This is a genomic window from Rhizobium viscosum (assembly GCF_014873945.1).
GTDB lineage: Bacteria > Pseudomonadota > Alphaproteobacteria > Rhizobiales > Rhizobiaceae > Rhizobium > Rhizobium viscosum.
Genome location: NZ_JADBEC010000002.1, coordinates 484,225 through 501,204, shown reverse-complemented (window position 1 = coordinate 501,204; position 16,980 = coordinate 484,225). Strand labels below are relative to the sequence as shown.

Here is a 16,980-nt window from a genome sequence, read left to right as displayed (position 1 = left end):
AAGCCGCGATATTGGCCTGACAGATGCCTGAACTTCGAGGCAAGCCTTGCCCCGGTCGCAAGGCGATGGGAACAAAGAATCTCCTGAACCGGCAAAAATCGGATCATTAAATCTACTAAAAACATAGAGTTTATATCTAAATAATTTCATGCGTCGCAGGGAGCTGCCAACCTGTCAGACGACGCTCCCGATTGACTAGAGGATCGCGACGATGAAATCCTTCGCACGGCTGGCGCTCTCTGCAGCCGCAATTTCTTTTACTCTCTACCAGACCTCCTTTGCCGCCGGTCTCAACGGCGCTCCGGCCCCGTTCGACAAGGGCGGCGTCAAGGTGGCATTGATCAGCTACATCTCGGCGGGGGACTTCTTCCAGGCCTATCAGGCCGGTGCGGAAGCCCAGGCCAAGGCGCTCGATATCGACCTGCGTGTGTTCCCCGGTCGGCAGGATGCGGCAGAGCAGCGTGAGCAGATCCTGCAGGCGATCAATCTCGGCGTAGCCGGTATCGTCGTCGATCACGGCCTGCCGGAATCGCTTGGCGATGTCGTCCAGCAGGCGTTGGACAAGGGCATCAAGGTCGTCGCCTTCGATGTGAACCTCAACAATCCCAAGGTGCCGCAGGTAGAACAGAGCGACCACGAGCTCGCTCAGCTCGGGCTCGAACAGGTGGTGAAGGATAACGGCAAAAGCTTCAATGCCGGTTATGTCTATGTCGCCGGCTTCGCGCCGCTCGACCGCCGCAACGAGGTCTGGGAGAAGTTCAAGTCGGAGAATTCCGGCGTCGTTGAAAAGGCCCGGTTCGGTAACGTGAGCGACACCACCGCGACCTCTACGGCCGATCAGGCCAAGGCCGCACTGACCGCCAATCCCGATATCAGTGTCGTCTTTGCGCCTTATGACGAGTTTGCCCGTGGCGTAAAGCTTGCCGCCAACGACCTTGGTATTGCAAGCAAGCTGAAGATCTATTCGGCCGATGTCTCCACCGCCGACATTCAGGAAATTACCGAAGAGGGCAGCCCCTGGGTTGCGACCGTCGCCACCAACCCGGCCGTCGTCGGTGCCGTCTCCGTCCGCGCCGCGGCTCTGCAGATCGCCGGACAGGACGTCCCCCATCAGATCACAGTCAAGCCGACGTTGCTCACGCAGGAAAGCCTGCGCGCAGCCGGCGTCAAGACGATCGAGGACCTGGCGCAGAAAATCCCGGCCTTCAGCACAAGCGACGCGGCAACCGCGAGCTGGATCCCGGACAAGCTTTTCTAAGCTGCCTGCCTCGATCTTCCGGCGGGGGTTGTGCGGCCCCCGCCGGCCCATTTTTTCAGGAAATCGGAGTTTCGACCCATGAGCCAGTCCAATGTCGTCTTCGCGACCAATCGCAGCACGACGCGAGAGGACCTCTTTGCCCGCGCCGAGGATATCTCGACCGATCTCTCCAGACGTGCCGCCGAGCTCGACCGCGAAGGCCGCCCGCCGCTTGCCGAGATCGTCAAGTTGAAGAATGCCGGACTGCTGAATGCGCTTCATGATCAAAAGATCGGCGGCGGCGGCCTTGATTGGGTGGATGGCTTGCGGCTGGTGCGTATCCTCGCGCGCGGTGAAAGTTCCATCGGCCAGCTGCTTGGCTATCACTTCGTCAATAGCCAATATGTCTACTGGGCGCTCGATGAGGCCCGCGCTCATGCGCTGGGCACCGAAACCGTGGCGAAAAACCTCTACTGGGGTGCTGCCGTCAATCCGCGCGATCCGGGCCTTGTGCTCACCCGCCGCGGCAACGGTTATGTGCTGAACGGACGCAAGTCCTTTTCGACCGCCGCTCACGTGTCCGACTATATCAATGCCAATGCCACGCTCGACGACAAGATCGTCGGCTTCGCGGTGCCGACCAACCGGCCAGGCTATCAGGCAAATGACGACTGGGACAATTTCGGCCAGCGGCTCTCCGACAGCGGCAGCGTCGAGTTCCATGATTTCCCTGTCTACGACGAAGACTTCGTCGGTGCCCCCGCCGCTCCCGATGCCGCCCCGCCGGTGCTTTCCACCTTCAATACGCCGCTCATCCAGCTCGTCTTCGTCAACTTCTATCTCGGAAGCGCAGAAGGCGCGCTCCAGGCTGCCGTCGACTATGTGCGCACGACGACACGTCCCTGGGTGACCTCAGGCGCCGAACGGGCTGCGGACGATCCCTATATCCTGGAGCGGGTGGGCGAGTTCACCGCCGCGCTGAAAGCCTCCGCCGCCCTGGCAGATGCCGCAGCCGCTGCGGTTCAGGCAGGGCTCGCAAAGGGCCACAGTGTTACCGCCCGCGAACGCGGCGAGGCGGCGGCGGAAGCCTATGCCGCCAAGGTGCACGCCACCCATGTCTCGCTCGATATTACGTCTCGCGTCTTCGAACTGACTGGCGCGCGTTCGACGGCAGAGAAATATCGCTTCGATCGTTTCTGGCGCAATGTACGCACCCACACGCTGCACGATCCGGTGTTCTACAAGGCCAAGGAAGTCGGAGAGCTCATACTGAACGGCAAGATTCCCGAAGTCAGCCTCTACAGCTAAGCTCAGGAAAATAGGCAAAAAAGAACCCCATTTCCGGTGACGGAGATGGGGTTTTTAGTTGAGGAGAGGGTTCAGAGCGCGCCGTTCTTCGGCGGGATCGCGCCGTTCAGGTGGTAATTGCCGACGACATGGTACTTCCAACGCACGGGGTCATGCAGCGTGTGGGTGCGCGCATTGCGCCAGTGCCGGTCGAGATTAAGGTCGCTCTTGACCGCAGAAGTGCCGGCGAGTTCGAAAAGCGTATTGGTCGCCTCGATCGCGATCTCTGTCGTCAGCACCTTGGCGGCAGCGACCGCAAGCGTGGCGTCGACGACGGTCTTTTCCGTCGTCTCGATCTGCGCCGCATCGACCTTGCGGCCGGCGCGTTCGACCAGTGCTGCCGCGGCTTCCAGCCGGATGGCGATCTGCCCGACCTTCGAGATCGTCAGCGGATCGTCGGCAGCGCGTTCCACGCCGCTATCCATCCAGGGGCGTGACTTGGTGCGTACGAATTCGAGCGTTTCAGCAAAAGCCGCCCGCGCGATGCCGAGATCGATGCCGGCATGGACGATCTGGCCGACGGAGCCGATCGTCGACGGCCGCTCGAAGCCCCTGTGATGCAGGACGACGGAATCGGCATGGACATAGACATTATTGAGGATCGTCGTGCCGCTACCCGTTGTGCGCTGGCCGAAGCCGTCCCAGTCGTCGATGATCTCGACGCCCTCGGTTCCCTTCGGCACAAAGGCCATAACAAGCCGGTCGTCATCATCGAGCGCGAAGACCGTGACCCAGTCGGCAAATAGCACGCCGGTCGAGTAATATTTCTGGCCGTTGATGCGATAGCCGGGACCATCCCTGACGATGCGGGTATTGTAGTGGCCGACGGTCTTTGTGCCGCGCTCCGAAAGCGCATTACCGAAACGGTCGCCGGCAAGCGCTCGGCCGAAGAAATACCGCTTCTGCTCTTCGCTGCCATCCACCCGCAAAGATTCCAGAATGTAGAAATGGTTCTGCGGGATCTGGCCTATCGAACCATCGGCCTCTGCCAGGATCGCAGTCACTTCGGTCAGCACGGCATTCGAGACATCAAGCCCGCCATATTGCGTGGGAACGGCAATCGCCAGCAGGCCGGATTGCGCCAGCGCGTCTAGTTCGGCGAAAGGCAGCCGGCGCTCAGTATCGCGCACGGCGGCCGTGGCGGCAAATTGAGCGGCAAGCTTGCGGGCCGTCTCGATCGCCTCCTCGTCGCTGGCAATGCGGGCGGCCACGGGCCGGATCTGGTCTTGTTGCCTGAGCACGGTCGTCATCGATTTCTCCAGTTCTGACCGTGATATGGGTGAAAGAAATCGCCGCGAGAGGTAAGATTATAAATTCTATAGATGTGATGGAAAATGGAAAGTGCTTGCTTATCCGGGACTCGGATCAGCAGCTAGCCTATGCCTCTGTCCATCTCACCGGGAATTGACCGCTTTGCCGATGAAATCGCCGCCGGAAAAAGGCAAAGCAATCTCGAATAACGGCCCGCGAACCCCTACGTAACCGTAAGTATATGTCATCCGGATATCCGCGTTCAGCAGAGGGCAGGCGGCCGCTTCGCCCCGATCCACGAGGAAAAACATGACCCGTTCACGGCAGTTGCGCCTCGGCGCCTTCATGCGTCCCGTTAGCCTGCATACCGGCGCATGGCGCTATCCGGGTTCCTATCCGGATGCCAATTTCAACTTCGACCACATCAGGTCTTTCGCGCAGAAGCTGGAAGCCGCGAAGTTTGACGCCTTCTTCATGGCCGATCATCTGGCGGTGCTTAACATGCCGGTCGAGGCGCTGAAGCGCAGCCATACAGTGACCTCCTTTGAGCCTTTCACCCTACTGTCGGCGCTAGCTGCCGTCACCGAGAGGATCGGGCTCGCCGCAACGGCGTCGACGACTTTCGATGAGCCCTATCACGTGGCCCGCCGCTTCGCTTCGCTCGATCACATCAGCAATGGTCGTGCCGCGTGGAACATCGTGACCACATCGAACCCCGACGCTGCGCTCAATTTCGGCCTCGACGAGCATGTGGAACATGGCGAGCGCTACAAGCGGGCGCGCGAATTTTACGATGTCGTCACCGGTCTCTGGGACAGCTTTGCCGACGACGCCTTCATCCGCGACCGTGAGAGCGGAATTTATTTCGATCCCGAAAAAATGCATGTGCTCAACCATAGGGGCGAGGAACTGAGCGTGCGCGGGCCGTTGAATATTGCCCGGCCGGTTCAGGGCTGGCCCGTCATCGTGCAGGCTGGCCAGTCGGACCCCGGCCGGCAGCTGGCTGCCGAAACCGCCGAGGTGGTCTTCTGTTCGCCGCGTGATCTTGACGGTGGCAAGGCGCTCTACGCTGATATCAAGGGCAGGATGCAGGCCATCAGCCGCGACCGCGACCACCTGAAACTGCTGCCCGCCGCCTTCGTCGTCATCGGCGATAGTATCGAGGAGGCCCGCGCCAAGCGTCTCGCCCTCGACAGCCTCGTTCACTACGACAGCGCTATCGCGTCACTGTCGATTGCGCTCGGCCATGATGCTTCGGGCTTTGATCCGGATGCGCCGCTGCCCAAGGATATTCCCGATACCAATGCCAGCAAGACGGGCCGCGCCCAGGTCATCAAGCTGGCGCAGGAGGAGAACCTCACCGTCCGGCAACTCGCCCAGCGTTACGGCGGCTATTCCGGCCTTGCCTTTGTCGGCACGCCCCAAAGCATTGCCGACGAAATGGAACGCTGGCTGGATGAAGAAGGGTCCGACGGTTTCAACATCGTCTTCCCCTACCTGCCGCAGGGGCTTGACGACGTGACCACGCGCCTAGTGCCGGAACTGCAGCGCCGTGGCCTGTTTCGTAGGGAGTATGAAGGCACGACGCTGCGCGAACATCTCGGTCTGCCGCGACCGGAGAATCGCTTTTTCAGATGAGGCTATCAGGGGCGGGCAACGATCAGGCGCAGCGAGCCCTCGAAGAAGGGCTGGGTGCGCAGATGCCCGTAACGTGCATCCCAGGTGCCGTCCTGGAGATCGCGGCCGAGTTTGGCTACGAAGCGTTGGGCTATCGACGGGTCGACGAAGCTCCAGGCGGAATTCGCAAGACGAGCACCGGGATCGAGCATGCGCTCCGGCCGGCCATAGTAAGCCTCACCGAAACCATCGGTGCAGGCAAGCGGGATCGGCACAGGCAATATCTCGATAGTGCCGCCGAGATGATCGGTGATAGTCTGCAGGGCCGGATAGCGGCTTGCCTCGACGGCGATCATCTCGGGTGCATAGTCAAACAGCCATGAGCGTTTCAGTTCGTTGGGATCGCAGCTCAGGACCAGCACGGGACCGCGTGAAACGCGGCGGATCTCCCCAAGGCCGGACTTGAGATCCGACCACTGATGCACAGTGAAGGTTGCCATGCTTGCATCGAAGGATTGGTCGGCGAAAGGCAGTTTTTCTGCTGTCGCATCGATTGCGACAGGCAGATGCGCCGGGCGCTGCGCACGCATTGAGGCCGAGGGTTCGACCGGGGTTACCTGCCGGTCGAGCGGCTCGTAAGAGCCAGCGCCGGCACCGACGTTCAGCACGGTCTCGGCGTTACCAAGCGCAGCGCAGATGAAGTCTGCGATATGCGGGTCGGGCTGGCGGTATTTGGTGTAATTCGTGCCGATCACGCCGTAGTTGGCATCGCCCGCACTTCCGTCACTGTGTCTGCTGTTCACGTTCACTCTCCATAACTGCTTCAAAAGGCAAGGCTTCGCCATCGCCAGGGCGTGTTGCCGCCCGGCATTCGTTGTTCCTGAAAAGGCATTCGACAATTTTACGATTGCAGGAAACACGATGGAATGCAGTCCGAAAATCGATATGATCGAACAAATATTGTTCGGAAAACGCACATGGCTCGCCGCATCCCATCACTCAATGCTCTTCGCGCCTTCGAGGCCGCTGGTCGTCTCGGCCGGATGACGCTGGCCGCCGACGAGCTCAATGTCACGCACAGTGCCGTGAGCCGCCAGATCCAGCATCTGGAAGATGTGCTCGGCGTTCCTCTGTTCGAGGGGCCGAAGAACAGGCTGCGTCTGACCGAGGCCGGTACGACGCTGCTGTCGGGCCTGAATACCGCCTTCGACCAGATCGATAACTCTGTTCGTGCCGTCGCCGATACTCAGGATGGTGTACTCGATATATCCTGTCCCGGAACCTTCACCATGCGCTGGCTCATCCCGCGGCTCTACAGGTTTCAGGCAGAGTATCCCGATATCGAGGTACGCCTGACCGCTTCCTCGCGCCCGGTGGATTTCGCGCGAGACAGTTTCGATGTCGCTATCCGCGTCGGAACCGCACCCTGGCCAGCGGGTGCGGATGTCATCCCGCTCTTTCCCGAACAGACCGGCCCTGTTCTGTCACCGGCACTCGCCGGGACCGCTGGCAAGCATTTCACTGGTGCCGCTCGCCTTCATACCCGCAGCCGTCTGCGCGCCTGGGATGATTGGCTCACTCGCTCGGGCATCGCCGTCGAAGCAGGTGGCCGTGTGGAATATGAGCATTTCTATTTCATGCTGGAGGCAGCCAATGCCGGGCTCGGCGTCTGCGTCGTACCCTGGCCCTATGTGACGGATGATATCCGCTTCGGCCGGCTGTCGGCGCCGCATGGATTTTTGGAAAGTGGCCATGAATACGTGGCCTTGCGCCGAGCGAGGCGAAACCGCAAATCCTCGCTCTTTTGCGAATGGCTGGAAAAAGAGGCGCGTGCATTCGTCCTCTCGAATCCGGCTCCTGCGACACTGAGCCAGCCTGCGGCTATTTCCTGATGATGCCGACCCGCGCCAGCACCTCGCCGGGAATGGCATAGCGCTGGACAATATCCTTGTTGTTGCGTAACCCGCAGATTTCGCGCTGAACGAAGAGCCCCCAAACGGCGTCGGACGCCTCGTTGATCAGCGTTTCCCGCTGCTCTGCGCTATGGCGATCGGGATTCCAGGCCTTCAGGGCGGAGAGAGCCGATTCGACTTTGAGGCCGTTGCGCCCGAGTGAGCTGGCGCGCTCCGACATGAGCTCGTATTCGAGTACATTCACCCCGCCTTCGGCCGAAAAGGACTGCCTGAAGGATTGCGGCGGGCGAACGCTCATCGGATTATCCTCGCTGGATTATTGCGGTGGCACGCCGGTGACCTGGACATAGATCCATGCCAATGCAAATACGACGATAACCGCAGCGATGATCATGAGCTTGCGGAGCAGGGGATTGGGAGCTTTCGGCGGGGGCTTCGGCTTGCGAAACTTGATAACGTTGTCGCTCATGGTCTTGCTGTCTGGTTCGTTCTTCCTACAGCAGTAACGCATATCGACGGGTTTGGCACCCGTGTCATGCCCAAATATGCGCTTTTCATGTGGGCCGCCGGCGAGAAGCCGGCAGCCCTGATATCAGGCGATCAACGAGCTGCCCAATTGGCGCCGCGACGGAAGATCGTCTTCATCTGCGGCACGTCGAATTCCTTGGCGACATGGCCGAGCGAGGAATAGAAGACGCGGCCCTTGCCGTATTTACGCTTCCAGACGACCGGCATCGTCACGCCATCGATCCAGTAGGCATGTTCGCCGGTGAAGGTCGTCGTCGCCAGCACCTCGTTCGAGGGATCGACATGCATGTAATATTGCTCGGAATTATAGGGGAAATCAGTGATCCCCTCCATCAGCGGATCGTCCGGCCGGGTGATGTTGACGGTGTAGTTGATGATGTTGCCGGGATGGGCAACCCACTGGCCGCCGATGATGAACTGGTAGTCGGTCGATTCGCGGAAGCTGTCGCCGGCGCCGCCGTGATAACCCGCGATGCCGACGCCACTTTCGATCGCGGCAGCGAGGTTCTTCACCTCTTCCTTCTCGATCTTCGACATGGTGATAACGGGGACGATCAGGCTGAGATCATGGATCGACGGATCGGCGAAGGCCTCCGTGCTGTGCTCCACATAGACCTTGAAGCCGTCTTCCTCGAGAATGTCCCTGATGATTGCGGCGCATTGTTCCGGTTCGTGGCCGGCCCAGCCGCCCCAGACGATCAGTGCTTCACGCATCGTGTATTCCTCCTGAAAATTACTTGCCGAGCAGTCCGTCGACGAGGGATTGAGAAAGCGGAGCAGGGCGCTCCGTTGTCGTGGTAAGGGTTACGGTGCTGCCCGTGTCGGATGCCTTCTGGAAGGCTTCCATGACTTCGAGCACATGCAGCGCCAGATCACCGTTTGCGCGATGCGGCCGGTTCGACCGGATCGCATGGGCGAGATCGGCCACACCGAGAGAGCGATAGTTGCCGTCGGCATAAGGCAGGGTCACCGGCTGGTCCTCAAACTCGCCGCCCTTCTTCAGATATTCGACCGGGCCGGCGAAGCGGTTGGGGTCTGGCACGATCAGCGTGCCTTCGGTGCCGTAGACTTCAAGCGGCACGTGCTTGTGGCCGGCGACATCGAAGCTCATGCCGATCTGCACGACAGCACCGTTGGCGAAAGCCATGACGCCGGCAACATGCGTCGGAATATGGACCGGAATGCGCTCCCCATTGCGCGGCTCGCTGGTAATGATACGCTCTTTGCGCGGCGTCACCGCAAAACCGGCGACTTTGGCGACCGGTCCGAGCAGGTTGACGAGATCGGTGATGTAATAGGGACCCATGTCGAGCATCGGGCCGCCGCCGACTTCATAATAGAAGGCCGGATTGGGATGCCAGCGCTCGTGGCCCGGACACATGAAGGTCGCGGTGCCGCCGACCGGAATGCCGATGACACCCTCGTCAATCAGCGCGCGGGCGGTCTGATGACCGCCGCCGAGGAAAGTATCAGGGGCAGCACCAATGCGCAGACCTTTGGCTTTGGCGGCATCCGCCAATTTTTTTCCTTCCGCGAAATTAATCCCCAACGGCTTTTCCGAATAGGTATGCTTGCCGGCGTCCAGCGCCTGCAGCCCGACGGCAACGTGGGCCTTCGGAATGGTCAGGTTGACGATGATCTCGACCTTCGGATCAGCCAGAAGCTCTTCAACAGACCTAGCCTGAAGGTTGAATTCATTGGCTTTTGCCTCTGCAAGTTCGCGATTGAGGTCGGCCAGTCCGCGGATGTCGAGGATCGGGAATGCCGATGTCATCGCCTTCAGATAGGCACCCGAAATATTGCCGCATCCAATGATGCCGATACCGACTTTTTCCATCATGTCCTCCATAAATACTGGTTTTAGGCGTCAGAGCGCCGGTCCTGTCGTGCTCCAGGGCGATTCGTAGAGTTCGTAAAGGGCAACGGCGGCGGCGCCCTGCGCCCAGAAGTCGTCGGTGGAATCGTCGAAGACAAGTTCGCTGACGCCTTGCAGGGACGGCGGGATAGCCAGCGCATAGGCATCCCGCAGGCTGTTAAGGAAGGGCTCACCCAGCGCAAGCGAGGAGCCGACGAGAATGACGCGCGGCGGCGCAAATAGTGTGACGATGTTGGCGATAGTCAGTCCCACCGCCTCGCCGGCGCGCATGGCCGCACCGATCAGCCGGTCGTCGTCGGCCTGGATCAGCGCCTGTACATGCGTCATGCCGCGGCCGAGGCGCACCGCTTCAGCAAAGCGGCCATCGGCTTGTTGTTCGCCGAGAATGGCGCTTTCACCGGCCTGGCTGGAAAGACGAACCACACCCTGCTGACCCATGCCGAGGACCAGATCGCCGAGATTGTGGCTGAGACCACCGGCGCCGCGGAAAAGCTGGTTGTCGTGCAGCACGCCGAGACCGAGTGTCTGCTCCAGCGAGATCAGCACCATGTCTTCGAGATCGCGGGCCTTGCCGAACCAGTGATGGCCGAGCGTGACGGCATGGGCGTCGCTCTCGATGATCGTCGGCGTCGACAGCCGAGCCGACATTTCTGCAGCAAAATCAATGTTGACTTCGCGGAAAATGGGGCTCGATCGGATATAACCCGTGCGGTGCTCGATGACGCCGGGAAGGGCCAGGCATATGCTGTCTATATCATCGAGCGACAGTCCGATGTCGACGACGCAGCGCCGTACGCCATCCTCGATGAGGTCGGCAATCACGGCAATCGGCTGGCGATCGATGCGGATCGGCAGGGCGAGCTTGGAGAGCACGTCTCCACGGAAATTGGTGACGGCGAAAACCATACGGCTGGCGGCGATCTTGGCGCCGACCACGCGGGCGGCATCCGGATTGAGCTCCAGCATCACGCGGGGCCTTCCGCGCACGGCCTCATTGCGGATATCACCCTCATGGCGCGGCAGGATCAGCCCGTCGTCGAGCAGCGAGGCGGTGATGGCGGAAACCGTCGTGGTCGACAGCTCCGTACGCTCACTGATCTGGATGCGGGAGATCGGGCCGTGCCGACGGATCGTGTCGAGCACGTTCAAACGGTTGATCGCACGCATTAATTCTGGATCGGCAGTCTTCATGAAAATTAGCCAGGCAATCGGTTTGTCAGGGCCAGGGGCCCAATATTTTTAACGGGTTACGAAATAAATAGCAGGCAATTACGGAGTGCTGTCAAGCGAATTGGTGAAAAATACAGCAGTTGGGTTGACATTGGGCAAAAGCTCCGTTGAATTAATCCGTATAGGGGAAAAATTGTGAGGACATCGGCCCCTGGGAGGATAAATCATGAATTTCGTACACAAGGGTGCTGCCCTTAGTGGCAGGCGCATCGTATCCGTGGCCGCGGCAGCCGGCATTTCGCTGTTGATGGGGGCGGGTGTCGCCTCCGCGACGACGGTGGTCAAGTGGATGCATCTCGAGCTGGACCCGAAGTTCCTCGGCGTTTGGGAGGACATCGCCAAGAAATACGAAGCCCAGCATCCCGACGTCGACATCCAGATGCAGTTTCTCGAAAACGAAGCCTTCAAGGCCAAGCTCCCCACTCTGCTGCAGTCCGACGACGTGCCGGATTTCTTCTTCAGCTGGGGCGGCGGCGTCCTGAAGCAGCAATCGGAAACCGGCGCGCTGAAGGATCTGACGGCAGAGCTCGATGCCGATGGCGGCAAGCTGCGCAAGGCCTATACGCCGGCTTCGGTCGATGGCTTGACCTTCGACGGCAAGACCTGGGCCATTCCCTATAAGGTCGGCCTGGTGAGTTTCTTCTACAACAAAGCGCTCTTCGCCAAGGCCGGCGTCAAGGCCGAGGACATCAAGAGCTGGGCCGATTTTCTCGCAACAGTGAAGAAGATCAAGGCAGCCGGCATCGTGCCGATTGCTGGTGGCGGCGGCGAGAAATGGCCGATCCATTTCTATTGGAGCTATCTCGTCATGCGCGAGGGCGGCCAGAAGGTCTTCGAGGCGGCCAAGAAGGGCGAAGGCGAAGGTTTCCTCGATCCGGCCATCATCAAGGCCGGCGACGATCTCGCCGAACTCGGCAAGCTTGAACCCTTCCAGCCCGGCTATCTCGGCGCGACCTGGCCGCAGACGCTCGGCGTCTTCGGTGACGGCAAGGCTGCAATCATCCTCGGCTTTGAAGGCACCGAAGCCAACCAGCGCAAGAATGCAGGCGACGGCAAGGGGCTCGCATCCGACAATATCGGCCGTTTCGTCTTCCCGACGGTCGAGGGCGGCGCCGGCAAGCCGACAGACACGCTCGGCGGCCTGAATGGCTGGGCCGTCACCAAGAAGGCCTCTAAGGAAGCAATCGATTTCCTCGCTTTCCTGACGAACGCGGAGAATGAGCGGGCTATGGCCAAGGCTGGCATGTTGCTGCCCGTCGCCGTCGGTGCCGATGACGGCGTCGTCAACCCGCTGCTTGCCGAATCCGGCAAACAGCTTGCGGGTTCGACCTGGCACCAGAACTTCTTCGACCAGGATCTCGGCGCTGCCGTTGGCCGTGTCGTGAACGACGTGTCGGTGGAAATCGTCTCCGGACAGATGAGTTCCAAGGACGGCGCCCAGATGATTCAGGACGCTTTCGAACTGGAACAATAACCAGCGCCCGCAGAGCCTTCCCGGCGCTCTGGGAGTGGAGCGCCGGCATTGCTGCCGACGAACGAAAGCAGGACCATGGCCAATATTTCAGTTCCCTCGATGACAGCAGCCGCAAGGCCGGCAAGAAAAGCCGCGACCCGGAAAAGCTCGGTCGCGCATGACCGGCTGACGGTGCTGTTGATCTTCCTGCCGCCGGCGCTGCTGCTCTTCACGCTCTTCGTCATCATGCCGATGGGCGAGGCGGCCTGGTACAGCCTCTACAAATGGAACGGTTACGGAACGCCGACCGAATTTATCGGCCTGCGCAATTTCCAGGTCCTGTTCCGGAATGCGGCCTTCACCCAGGCGCTGATGAACAACGGCCTGATCATCGTCATCTCGATCTGCATCCAGGTGCCGCTCGCTATCTGGCTGGCCACCATGCTGGCCCACCGCGTTCCCGGCGTCGTCGGCTTCCGCCTGATCTTCTTCCTGCCCTATGTGCTGGCCGATGTTGCAGCTGGTCTCATCTGGCGTTTCGTCTATGACGGCGACTATGGCCTGTTCGCCGCTATTTCCAATTTCTTCGGCTTTGCCAATCCTTACGTGCTAGCCGACAAGGACGTGGCGATCTATGCCGTGCTCGGCGTCATCGTCTGGAAATATTTCGGCTTTCACATGATGCTGTTCATCGCCGGCCTGCAATCGGTCGACAAGAGCGTGCTCGAAGCGGCCGAGATCGACGGCGCCACCGGCTGGCAGAAATTCCGCTACGTCACGCTGCCGTTGCTCGGATCCACCTTGCGCCTGTCGATCTTCTTTGCCGTCGTCGGCTCCCTGCAGCTCTTCGACATGATCATGCCGCTGACCGGCGGCGGGCCATCCAACTCCACACAGACGATGGTCACTTTCCTCTACACCTATGGCGTCATGCGCATGCAGGTTGGCCTCGGCAGCGCCGTCGGCGTCGTGCTCTTCATCATCTGCGTGACGCTCGCCTTCGGCTATAAAAGGATCTTCATGCGCCATGACTGATATGAGCTCTTCCATCCGCATGCGCGCTTCGACCCGCATCTATCTCTACGTGTCGCTGAGCCTGATTGCGGCGATCGTCCTCGTGCCGCTGCTGACGACTGCGCTCGGCGGCTTCAAGACGCTGGGCGATCTGCGCACCAATCCGTTCGGCTTGCCGGTGGAATGGCAATGGACGAACTATACCGACATCCTCTTCGGCGAGCGCTACTGGCTGCAGATCGGCAATTCGCTTGTTATCGCGGCCCTCACCGTTCTCTTGACGCTGATCGTCTCGTCCATGGCGGCTTTCGCCTTTGCCCATGTCCGCTTCTTCGGCTCGTCCTTCCTGCTCAATTATTTCCTGCTCGGCCTGATGTTTCCGGCGGCGACCGCGATCCTGCCGCTCTTCATCCGCATCCGCGATCTCGGCCTATTGAACACCTACTGGGGCGTGGTGCTGCCGCAGGTGGCCTTCGGTCTCGGTATGAGCATCCTCTTGTTTCGCAACTATTTCCGCAATCTTCCGGAAGAATTGTTCCAGGCGGCCTTTGTCGATGGTTGCGGCTATCTGCGCTTCTTCTGGCATGTCTCACTGCCGCTTTCCCGTCCGATCGTCGCCACCGTCAGCATCATCTCCTTCGTCGGCAGCTGGAACAGTTACATCCTGCCGCTGATCATGCTGAATTCGGAATCGAAATATCCCTGGCCGCTCGGCATCATGATCTATCGCGGCGAATACGGCACGGAATGGCAATTGGTGCTGGCTTTCATCACGCTCACCATCCTGCCGACCATCATCGTCTTTTTCGTCGCCCAGAAGCACATCATCGCCGGATTGACCGCCGGCGCCGTGAAGTCCTGAGCCGAGCCATTGGAGGTGCAATCATGGCGTCTGTTTCACTGAACGATATTCGCAAGGCTTATGGCGCGGTCGCCGTCATCCACGGCATTTCGCTTGATATCGAGGATGGGGACTTCGTCGCCCTCGTCGGGCCGTCAGGCTGCGGAAAATCGACGCTGCTGCGGATGATCGCCGGCCTTGAGGAGATCACGGACGGTGAGATCACGATCGGCGGCGCTGTCGTCAATGGCATGACGCCGCGCGAACGCAACATCGCCATGGTCTTCCAGTCCTACGCGCTTTATCCGCATATGACCGTTGCCGAGAACATGGGCTTCAATTTGAAGCTGGCCGGGGTGGCGAAACCGGAGATCGAAAGCCGCGTCGCGGAAGCCGCCCGCATGCTGGATCTTGCCCAGTTGCTCGACCGCAAGCCGGCCCAGCTCTCCGGCGGTCAGCGCCAACGCGTTGCTATGGGACGCGCCATCGTGCGAAATCCCGCCGTCTTCTTGTTCGACGAACCATTGTCCAACCTCGATGCCAAACTGCGTGTGCAGATGCGCTCGGAAATCAAGACGTTGCACCAGAAGGTCAAGACGACTTCGATCTATGTCACGCATGACCAGATCGAGGCGATGACGCTTGCCGACCGTATCGTCGTGCTCAATCACGGCAGGGTGGAGCAGCAGGGTACACCCCTCGAACTCTATAGGAAGCCGGCAAATCTCTTCGTCGCTGCGTTCATTGGATCGCCGGCGATGAATATGCTCGATGGCACGGTGGAAGGCGAAAACGGTAAGCCGGCGGCGCGTCTTTCGGATGGCACGGCGATCCGCATCGCGCCGGACCGCAAGGTCCGTCCCGGCCAAGCGGTGACCGTCGGCCTGCGTCCCGAGCATCTGACGCCGGGCGGCAGGGATGGAAATGCGCTTGCCGGCCAGACCCTTCTTGTCGAGCCGACCGGTGCCCAGACGCATGTCGTCTTTGATTTGGCTGGTCAGCCGGTCACGGCCGTGGTGGATGGGGATTATGCAGCCCGCTACGGCGCCCGTTTCGAGGCCAATATCGCCAGCGAGCAGGTCCATATCTTCGACCGCGGCACGGGTCTGGCGCTTTAAATCTGAGGGATCGCTGACGATCCGGACATGTCCAAATGAAATCCGCCGCCAATCGTATGACTGGCGGCGGATTTGTTTTGCCAGCGTCTATTCGGCGGGCTGCGCCACTGGAACAAGCGCGTCGCTGTCGTCGCGGAAATTGCCGGCCATTGCGGCAGCGAAGCGGGTCTGGTCGAGCTCGTTTTCCCAACGGGCCACGACGATAGTCGCGACGGCATTGCCGACGAGGTTCGTCAATGCCCGGCATTCCGACATAAAGCGGTCGATGCCGAGGATGAGCGCCATGCCGGCGATCGGAACAGAGGGAACGACCGAGAGCGTGGCAGCAAGCGTAATGAAGCCGGCACCGGTAATGCCGGCGGCACCCTTGGAGCTCAGCATCGCCACGAGCAGCAGCAGGATCTGATCGCCGAAGGTCAGATGCGTATCCGTCGCCTGGGCGATGAAGAGGGCTGCCAGCGTCATGTAGATATTGGTGCCGTCAAGATTGAAGGAATAGCCGGTCGGAATGACGAGGCCGACGACCGAGCGCTTGCAGCCGGCGCGTTCCATCTTGTTCATCAGACCGGGCAGGGCGGCTTCAGACGACGAGGTGCCGAGCACCAGCAGCAGCTCTTCCTTGATATAACGGAGCAGCGCCAGGATGGAGAAGCCGTTGTAGCGGGCAACCGCGCCGAGCACGATCAGCACGAAAAGCAGCGACGTCAGATAGAAGGTGCCGATCAGGAAGGCGAGGTTGGCGATCGCGCCGATACCGTATTTGCCGATGGTAAAGGCCATGGCGCCGAAGGCGCCGATCGGCGCGAACTTCATCAGGATCGCGACGAGGCGGAAGACCGGAGCGGTCAGGACCTGGAAGAAGTCGAGCACGGGCTTGCCGCGTTCACCGACGGAACCCAGAGCAATGCCGAAGACGACGGAGAAGAACAGCACCTGCAGGATGTCGCCCTTGGCGAAGGCGCCGACAATCGTGTCCGGAATGATGTTCATCAGGAAGCCGATGATCGTCGCGTCATGTGCCTGGGCGGCGTAATTGTTGACGGCCTTGGTATCGAGCGTTGCCGGATCGATATGCATGCCGGCACCGGGCTGCAGCACGTTGGAAACGACGAGGCCAACAACGAGCGCCAGCGTCGAAAAGACGAGAAAGTAGCCGAGCGCCTTGCCGACCACGCGGCCGAACTTCTTGAGATCGGCCATGCCGGCAATGCCGGTCGTGACAGTCAGGAAGATCACGGGCGCGATCACCATGCGCACGAGCTTGATGAAGGCGTCTCCGAGTGGCTGCAGCGAAGCGCCGAGAGAAGGGTAGAAGTGGCCGAGCAGAATGCCGGCGGCGATGGCGGCGAGAACCTGCACATAGAGGTGCCGGTAAAAGGGAGTTTTGCCGCGTTCTGTAGCGGCGTGCATTGCAATATCCATGGTGTCCTCCACTATGCCGGACGCCAATAGGGCGACGGCCAAGTCATGATGGTCAAACAGCCTCCCGACTGATGAGGACTTGTTTTGCAACGCGCGTGCCAGTTTCTTCCGATTTCCTAATTCGTTGATATTG

At 60.4% G+C, this 16,980-nt stretch carries 17 protein-coding genes; 8 read left to right on the top strand and 9 right to left on the bottom strand.

What is annotated here, in order from left to right; all coding sequences use genetic code 11:
- Positions 1-211: 211 nt before the first annotated feature.
- Positions 212-1,258 carry a substrate-binding domain-containing protein gene (locus H4W29_RS23215; RefSeq protein WP_192731214.1) on the top strand — a complete coding sequence of 349 codons (1,047 nt, stop codon included), beginning with the start codon at positions 212-214 and terminating at the stop codon, positions 1,256-1,258.
- Positions 1,259-1,336: 78 nt separating this feature from the next.
- Positions 1,337-2,545, top strand: a complete 1,209-nt coding sequence (locus H4W29_RS23210; RefSeq protein WP_192731213.1) for an acyl-CoA dehydrogenase family protein — start codon at positions 1,337-1,339, stop codon at positions 2,543-2,545.
- Between the two features lie 71 nt (positions 2,546-2,616).
- Here the strand turns inward: H4W29_RS23210 and H4W29_RS23205 are convergent, their stop codons facing one another.
- Together H4W29_RS23205 and H4W29_RS23200 are read right to left on the bottom strand one after the other, a co-directional pair.
- Positions 2,617-3,834: an SfnB family sulfur acquisition oxidoreductase gene (locus H4W29_RS23205; protein ID WP_192731212.1), complete on the bottom strand. Its 1,218-nt coding sequence runs from the start codon at positions 3,832-3,834 to the stop codon at positions 2,617-2,619.
- A 144-nt stretch (positions 3,835-3,978) separates the two neighbouring features.
- Entirely contained in the window at positions 3,979-4,146 is a 168-nt protein-coding gene (locus H4W29_RS23200; RefSeq protein WP_192731211.1) for a hypothetical protein, read from the bottom strand.
- On the opposite strand from H4W29_RS23200, the gene H4W29_RS23195 reads away from it, so the two are divergent.
- Positions 4,145-5,473, top strand: coding sequence for an LLM class flavin-dependent oxidoreductase (locus H4W29_RS23195; RefSeq protein ID WP_192731210.1), 1,329 nt, complete (start codon positions 4,145-4,147; stop codon positions 5,471-5,473). The two genes, H4W29_RS23200 and H4W29_RS23195, sit on opposite strands and share 2 nt — an antisense overlap.
- 5 nt (positions 5,474-5,478) lie before the next feature.
- On the opposite strand, the gene H4W29_RS23190 is transcribed toward H4W29_RS23195, so the two are convergent.
- Positions 5,479-6,255: a class I SAM-dependent methyltransferase gene (locus H4W29_RS23190; protein ID WP_192731209.1), complete on the bottom strand. Its 777-nt coding sequence runs from the start codon at positions 6,253-6,255 to the stop codon at positions 5,479-5,481.
- Between the two features lie 174 nt (positions 6,256-6,429).
- Here H4W29_RS23190 and H4W29_RS23185 point away from each other — a divergent pair, with 174 nt between their 5' ends.
- A complete protein-coding gene (locus tag H4W29_RS23185) occupies positions 6,430-7,344 on the top strand; it encodes a LysR family transcriptional regulator (RefSeq protein ID WP_192731208.1) in 915 nt (304 codons plus the stop codon).
- Here the strand turns inward: H4W29_RS23185 and H4W29_RS23180 are convergent.
- The 5 genes from H4W29_RS23180 to H4W29_RS23160 all read right to left on the bottom strand — a co-directional run bounded on the left by H4W29_RS23180 (position 7,334) and on the right by H4W29_RS23160 (position 10,960).
- Entirely contained in the window at positions 7,334-7,663 is a 330-nt protein-coding gene (locus tag H4W29_RS23180) for a DUF6665 family protein (RefSeq protein ID WP_192731207.1), read from the bottom strand. The two genes, H4W29_RS23185 and H4W29_RS23180, sit on opposite strands and share 11 nt — an antisense overlap.
- An 18-nt stretch (positions 7,664-7,681) precedes the next feature.
- On the bottom strand, positions 7,682-7,834 hold the full coding sequence (locus H4W29_RS23175; RefSeq protein ID WP_183880468.1) for a hypothetical protein: 153 nt from the start codon (positions 7,832-7,834) through the stop codon (positions 7,682-7,684).
- A 131-nt stretch (positions 7,835-7,965) separates the two neighbouring features.
- Positions 7,966-8,607 carry a ThuA domain-containing protein gene (locus tag H4W29_RS23170; RefSeq protein WP_192731206.1) on the bottom strand — a complete coding sequence of 214 codons (642 nt, stop codon included), beginning with the start codon at positions 8,605-8,607 and terminating at the stop codon, positions 7,966-7,968.
- 19 nt (positions 8,608-8,626) lie between these two features.
- The gene (locus tag H4W29_RS23165; RefSeq protein ID WP_192732763.1) at positions 8,627-9,730 is read right to left on the bottom strand and encodes a Gfo/Idh/MocA family protein; all 1,104 of its coding nucleotides are present in this window, start codon (positions 9,728-9,730) and stop codon (positions 8,627-8,629) included.
- A gap of 30 nt (positions 9,731-9,760) precedes the next feature.
- Entirely contained in the window at positions 9,761-10,960 is a 1,200-nt protein-coding gene (locus H4W29_RS23160; RefSeq protein WP_192731205.1) for an ROK family transcriptional regulator, read from the bottom strand.
- 205 nt (positions 10,961-11,165) lie between these two features.
- On the opposite strand from H4W29_RS23160, the gene H4W29_RS23155 reads away from it, so the two are divergent.
- From H4W29_RS23155 to H4W29_RS23140, 4 genes are all read left to right on the top strand, one after another.
- On the top strand, positions 11,166-12,473 hold the full coding sequence (locus tag H4W29_RS23155) for an ABC transporter substrate-binding protein (RefSeq protein WP_192731204.1): 1,308 nt from the start codon (positions 11,166-11,168) through the stop codon (positions 12,471-12,473).
- Positions 12,474-12,548: 75 nt separating this feature from the next.
- Complete coding sequence (locus H4W29_RS23150) at positions 12,549-13,487, top strand: carbohydrate ABC transporter permease (RefSeq protein WP_192731203.1); 939 nt, start codon at positions 12,549-12,551, stop codon at positions 13,485-13,487.
- The gene (locus tag H4W29_RS23145) at positions 13,480-14,328 is read left to right on the top strand and encodes a carbohydrate ABC transporter permease (protein ID WP_192731202.1); all 849 of its coding nucleotides are present in this window, start codon (positions 13,480-13,482) and stop codon (positions 14,326-14,328) included. Before H4W29_RS23150 ends, H4W29_RS23145 begins: the two co-directional genes overlap by 8 nt.
- Complete coding sequence (locus tag H4W29_RS23140) at positions 14,214-15,425, top strand: ABC transporter ATP-binding protein (protein WP_417716672.1); 1,212 nt, start codon at positions 14,214-14,216, stop codon at positions 15,423-15,425. Before H4W29_RS23145 ends, H4W29_RS23140 begins: the two co-directional genes overlap by 115 nt.
- Before the next feature lie 87 nt (positions 15,426-15,512).
- Here H4W29_RS23140 and H4W29_RS23135 read toward each other — a convergent pair whose 3' ends face one another.
- Positions 15,513-16,847 carry a dicarboxylate/amino acid:cation symporter gene (locus H4W29_RS23135; protein ID WP_192731200.1) on the bottom strand — a complete coding sequence of 445 codons (1,335 nt, stop codon included), beginning with the start codon at positions 16,845-16,847 and terminating at the stop codon, positions 15,513-15,515.
- Positions 16,848-16,980 lie beyond the last annotated feature (133 nt).

Coding starts and splice junctions, on each gene's coding strand:
- H4W29_RS23215 (WP_192731214.1), top strand. CDS start 212: ATGAAATCCTTCGCACGGCTGGCGCTCTCTGCAGCCGCAATTTCTTTT.
- H4W29_RS23210 (WP_192731213.1), top strand. CDS start 1,337: ATGAGCCAGTCCAATGTCGTCTTCGCGACCAATCGCAGCACGACGCGA.
- H4W29_RS23205 (WP_192731212.1), bottom strand. CDS start 3,834: ATGACGACCGTGCTCAGGCAACAAGACCAGATCCGGCCCGTGGCCGCC.
- H4W29_RS23195 (WP_192731210.1), top strand. CDS start 4,145: ATGACCCGTTCACGGCAGTTGCGCCTCGGCGCCTTCATGCGTCCCGTT.
- H4W29_RS23200 (WP_192731211.1), bottom strand. CDS start 4,146: ATGTTTTTCCTCGTGGATCGGGGCGAAGCGGCCGCCTGCCCTCTGCTG.
- H4W29_RS23185 (WP_192731208.1), top strand. CDS start 6,430: ATGGCTCGCCGCATCCCATCACTCAATGCTCTTCGCGCCTTCGAGGCC.
- H4W29_RS23180 (WP_192731207.1), bottom strand. CDS start 7,663: ATGAGCGTTCGCCCGCCGCAATCCTTCAGGCAGTCCTTTTCGGCCGAA.
- H4W29_RS23175 (WP_183880468.1), bottom strand. CDS start 7,834: ATGAGCGACAACGTTATCAAGTTTCGCAAGCCGAAGCCCCCGCCGAAA.
- H4W29_RS23170 (WP_192731206.1), bottom strand. CDS start 8,607: ATGCGTGAAGCACTGATCGTCTGGGGCGGCTGGGCCGGCCACGAACCG.
- H4W29_RS23165 (WP_192732763.1), bottom strand. CDS start 9,730: ATGGAAAAAGTCGGTATCGGCATCATTGGATGCGGCAATATTTCGGGT.
- H4W29_RS23160 (WP_192731205.1), bottom strand. CDS start 10,960: ATGAAGACTGCCGATCCAGAATTAATGCGTGCGATCAACCGTTTGAAC.
- H4W29_RS23155 (WP_192731204.1), top strand. CDS start 11,166: ATGAATTTCGTACACAAGGGTGCTGCCCTTAGTGGCAGGCGCATCGTA.
- H4W29_RS23150 (WP_192731203.1), top strand. CDS start 12,549: ATGGCCAATATTTCAGTTCCCTCGATGACAGCAGCCGCAAGGCCGGCA.
- H4W29_RS23145 (WP_192731202.1), top strand. CDS start 13,480: ATGACTGATATGAGCTCTTCCATCCGCATGCGCGCTTCGACCCGCATC.
- H4W29_RS23140 (WP_417716672.1), top strand. CDS start 14,214: ATGGCAATTGGTGCTGGCTTTCATCACGCTCACCATCCTGCCGACCAT.
- H4W29_RS23135 (WP_192731200.1), bottom strand. CDS start 16,847: ATGGATATTGCAATGCACGCCGCTACAGAACGCGGCAAAACTCCCTTT.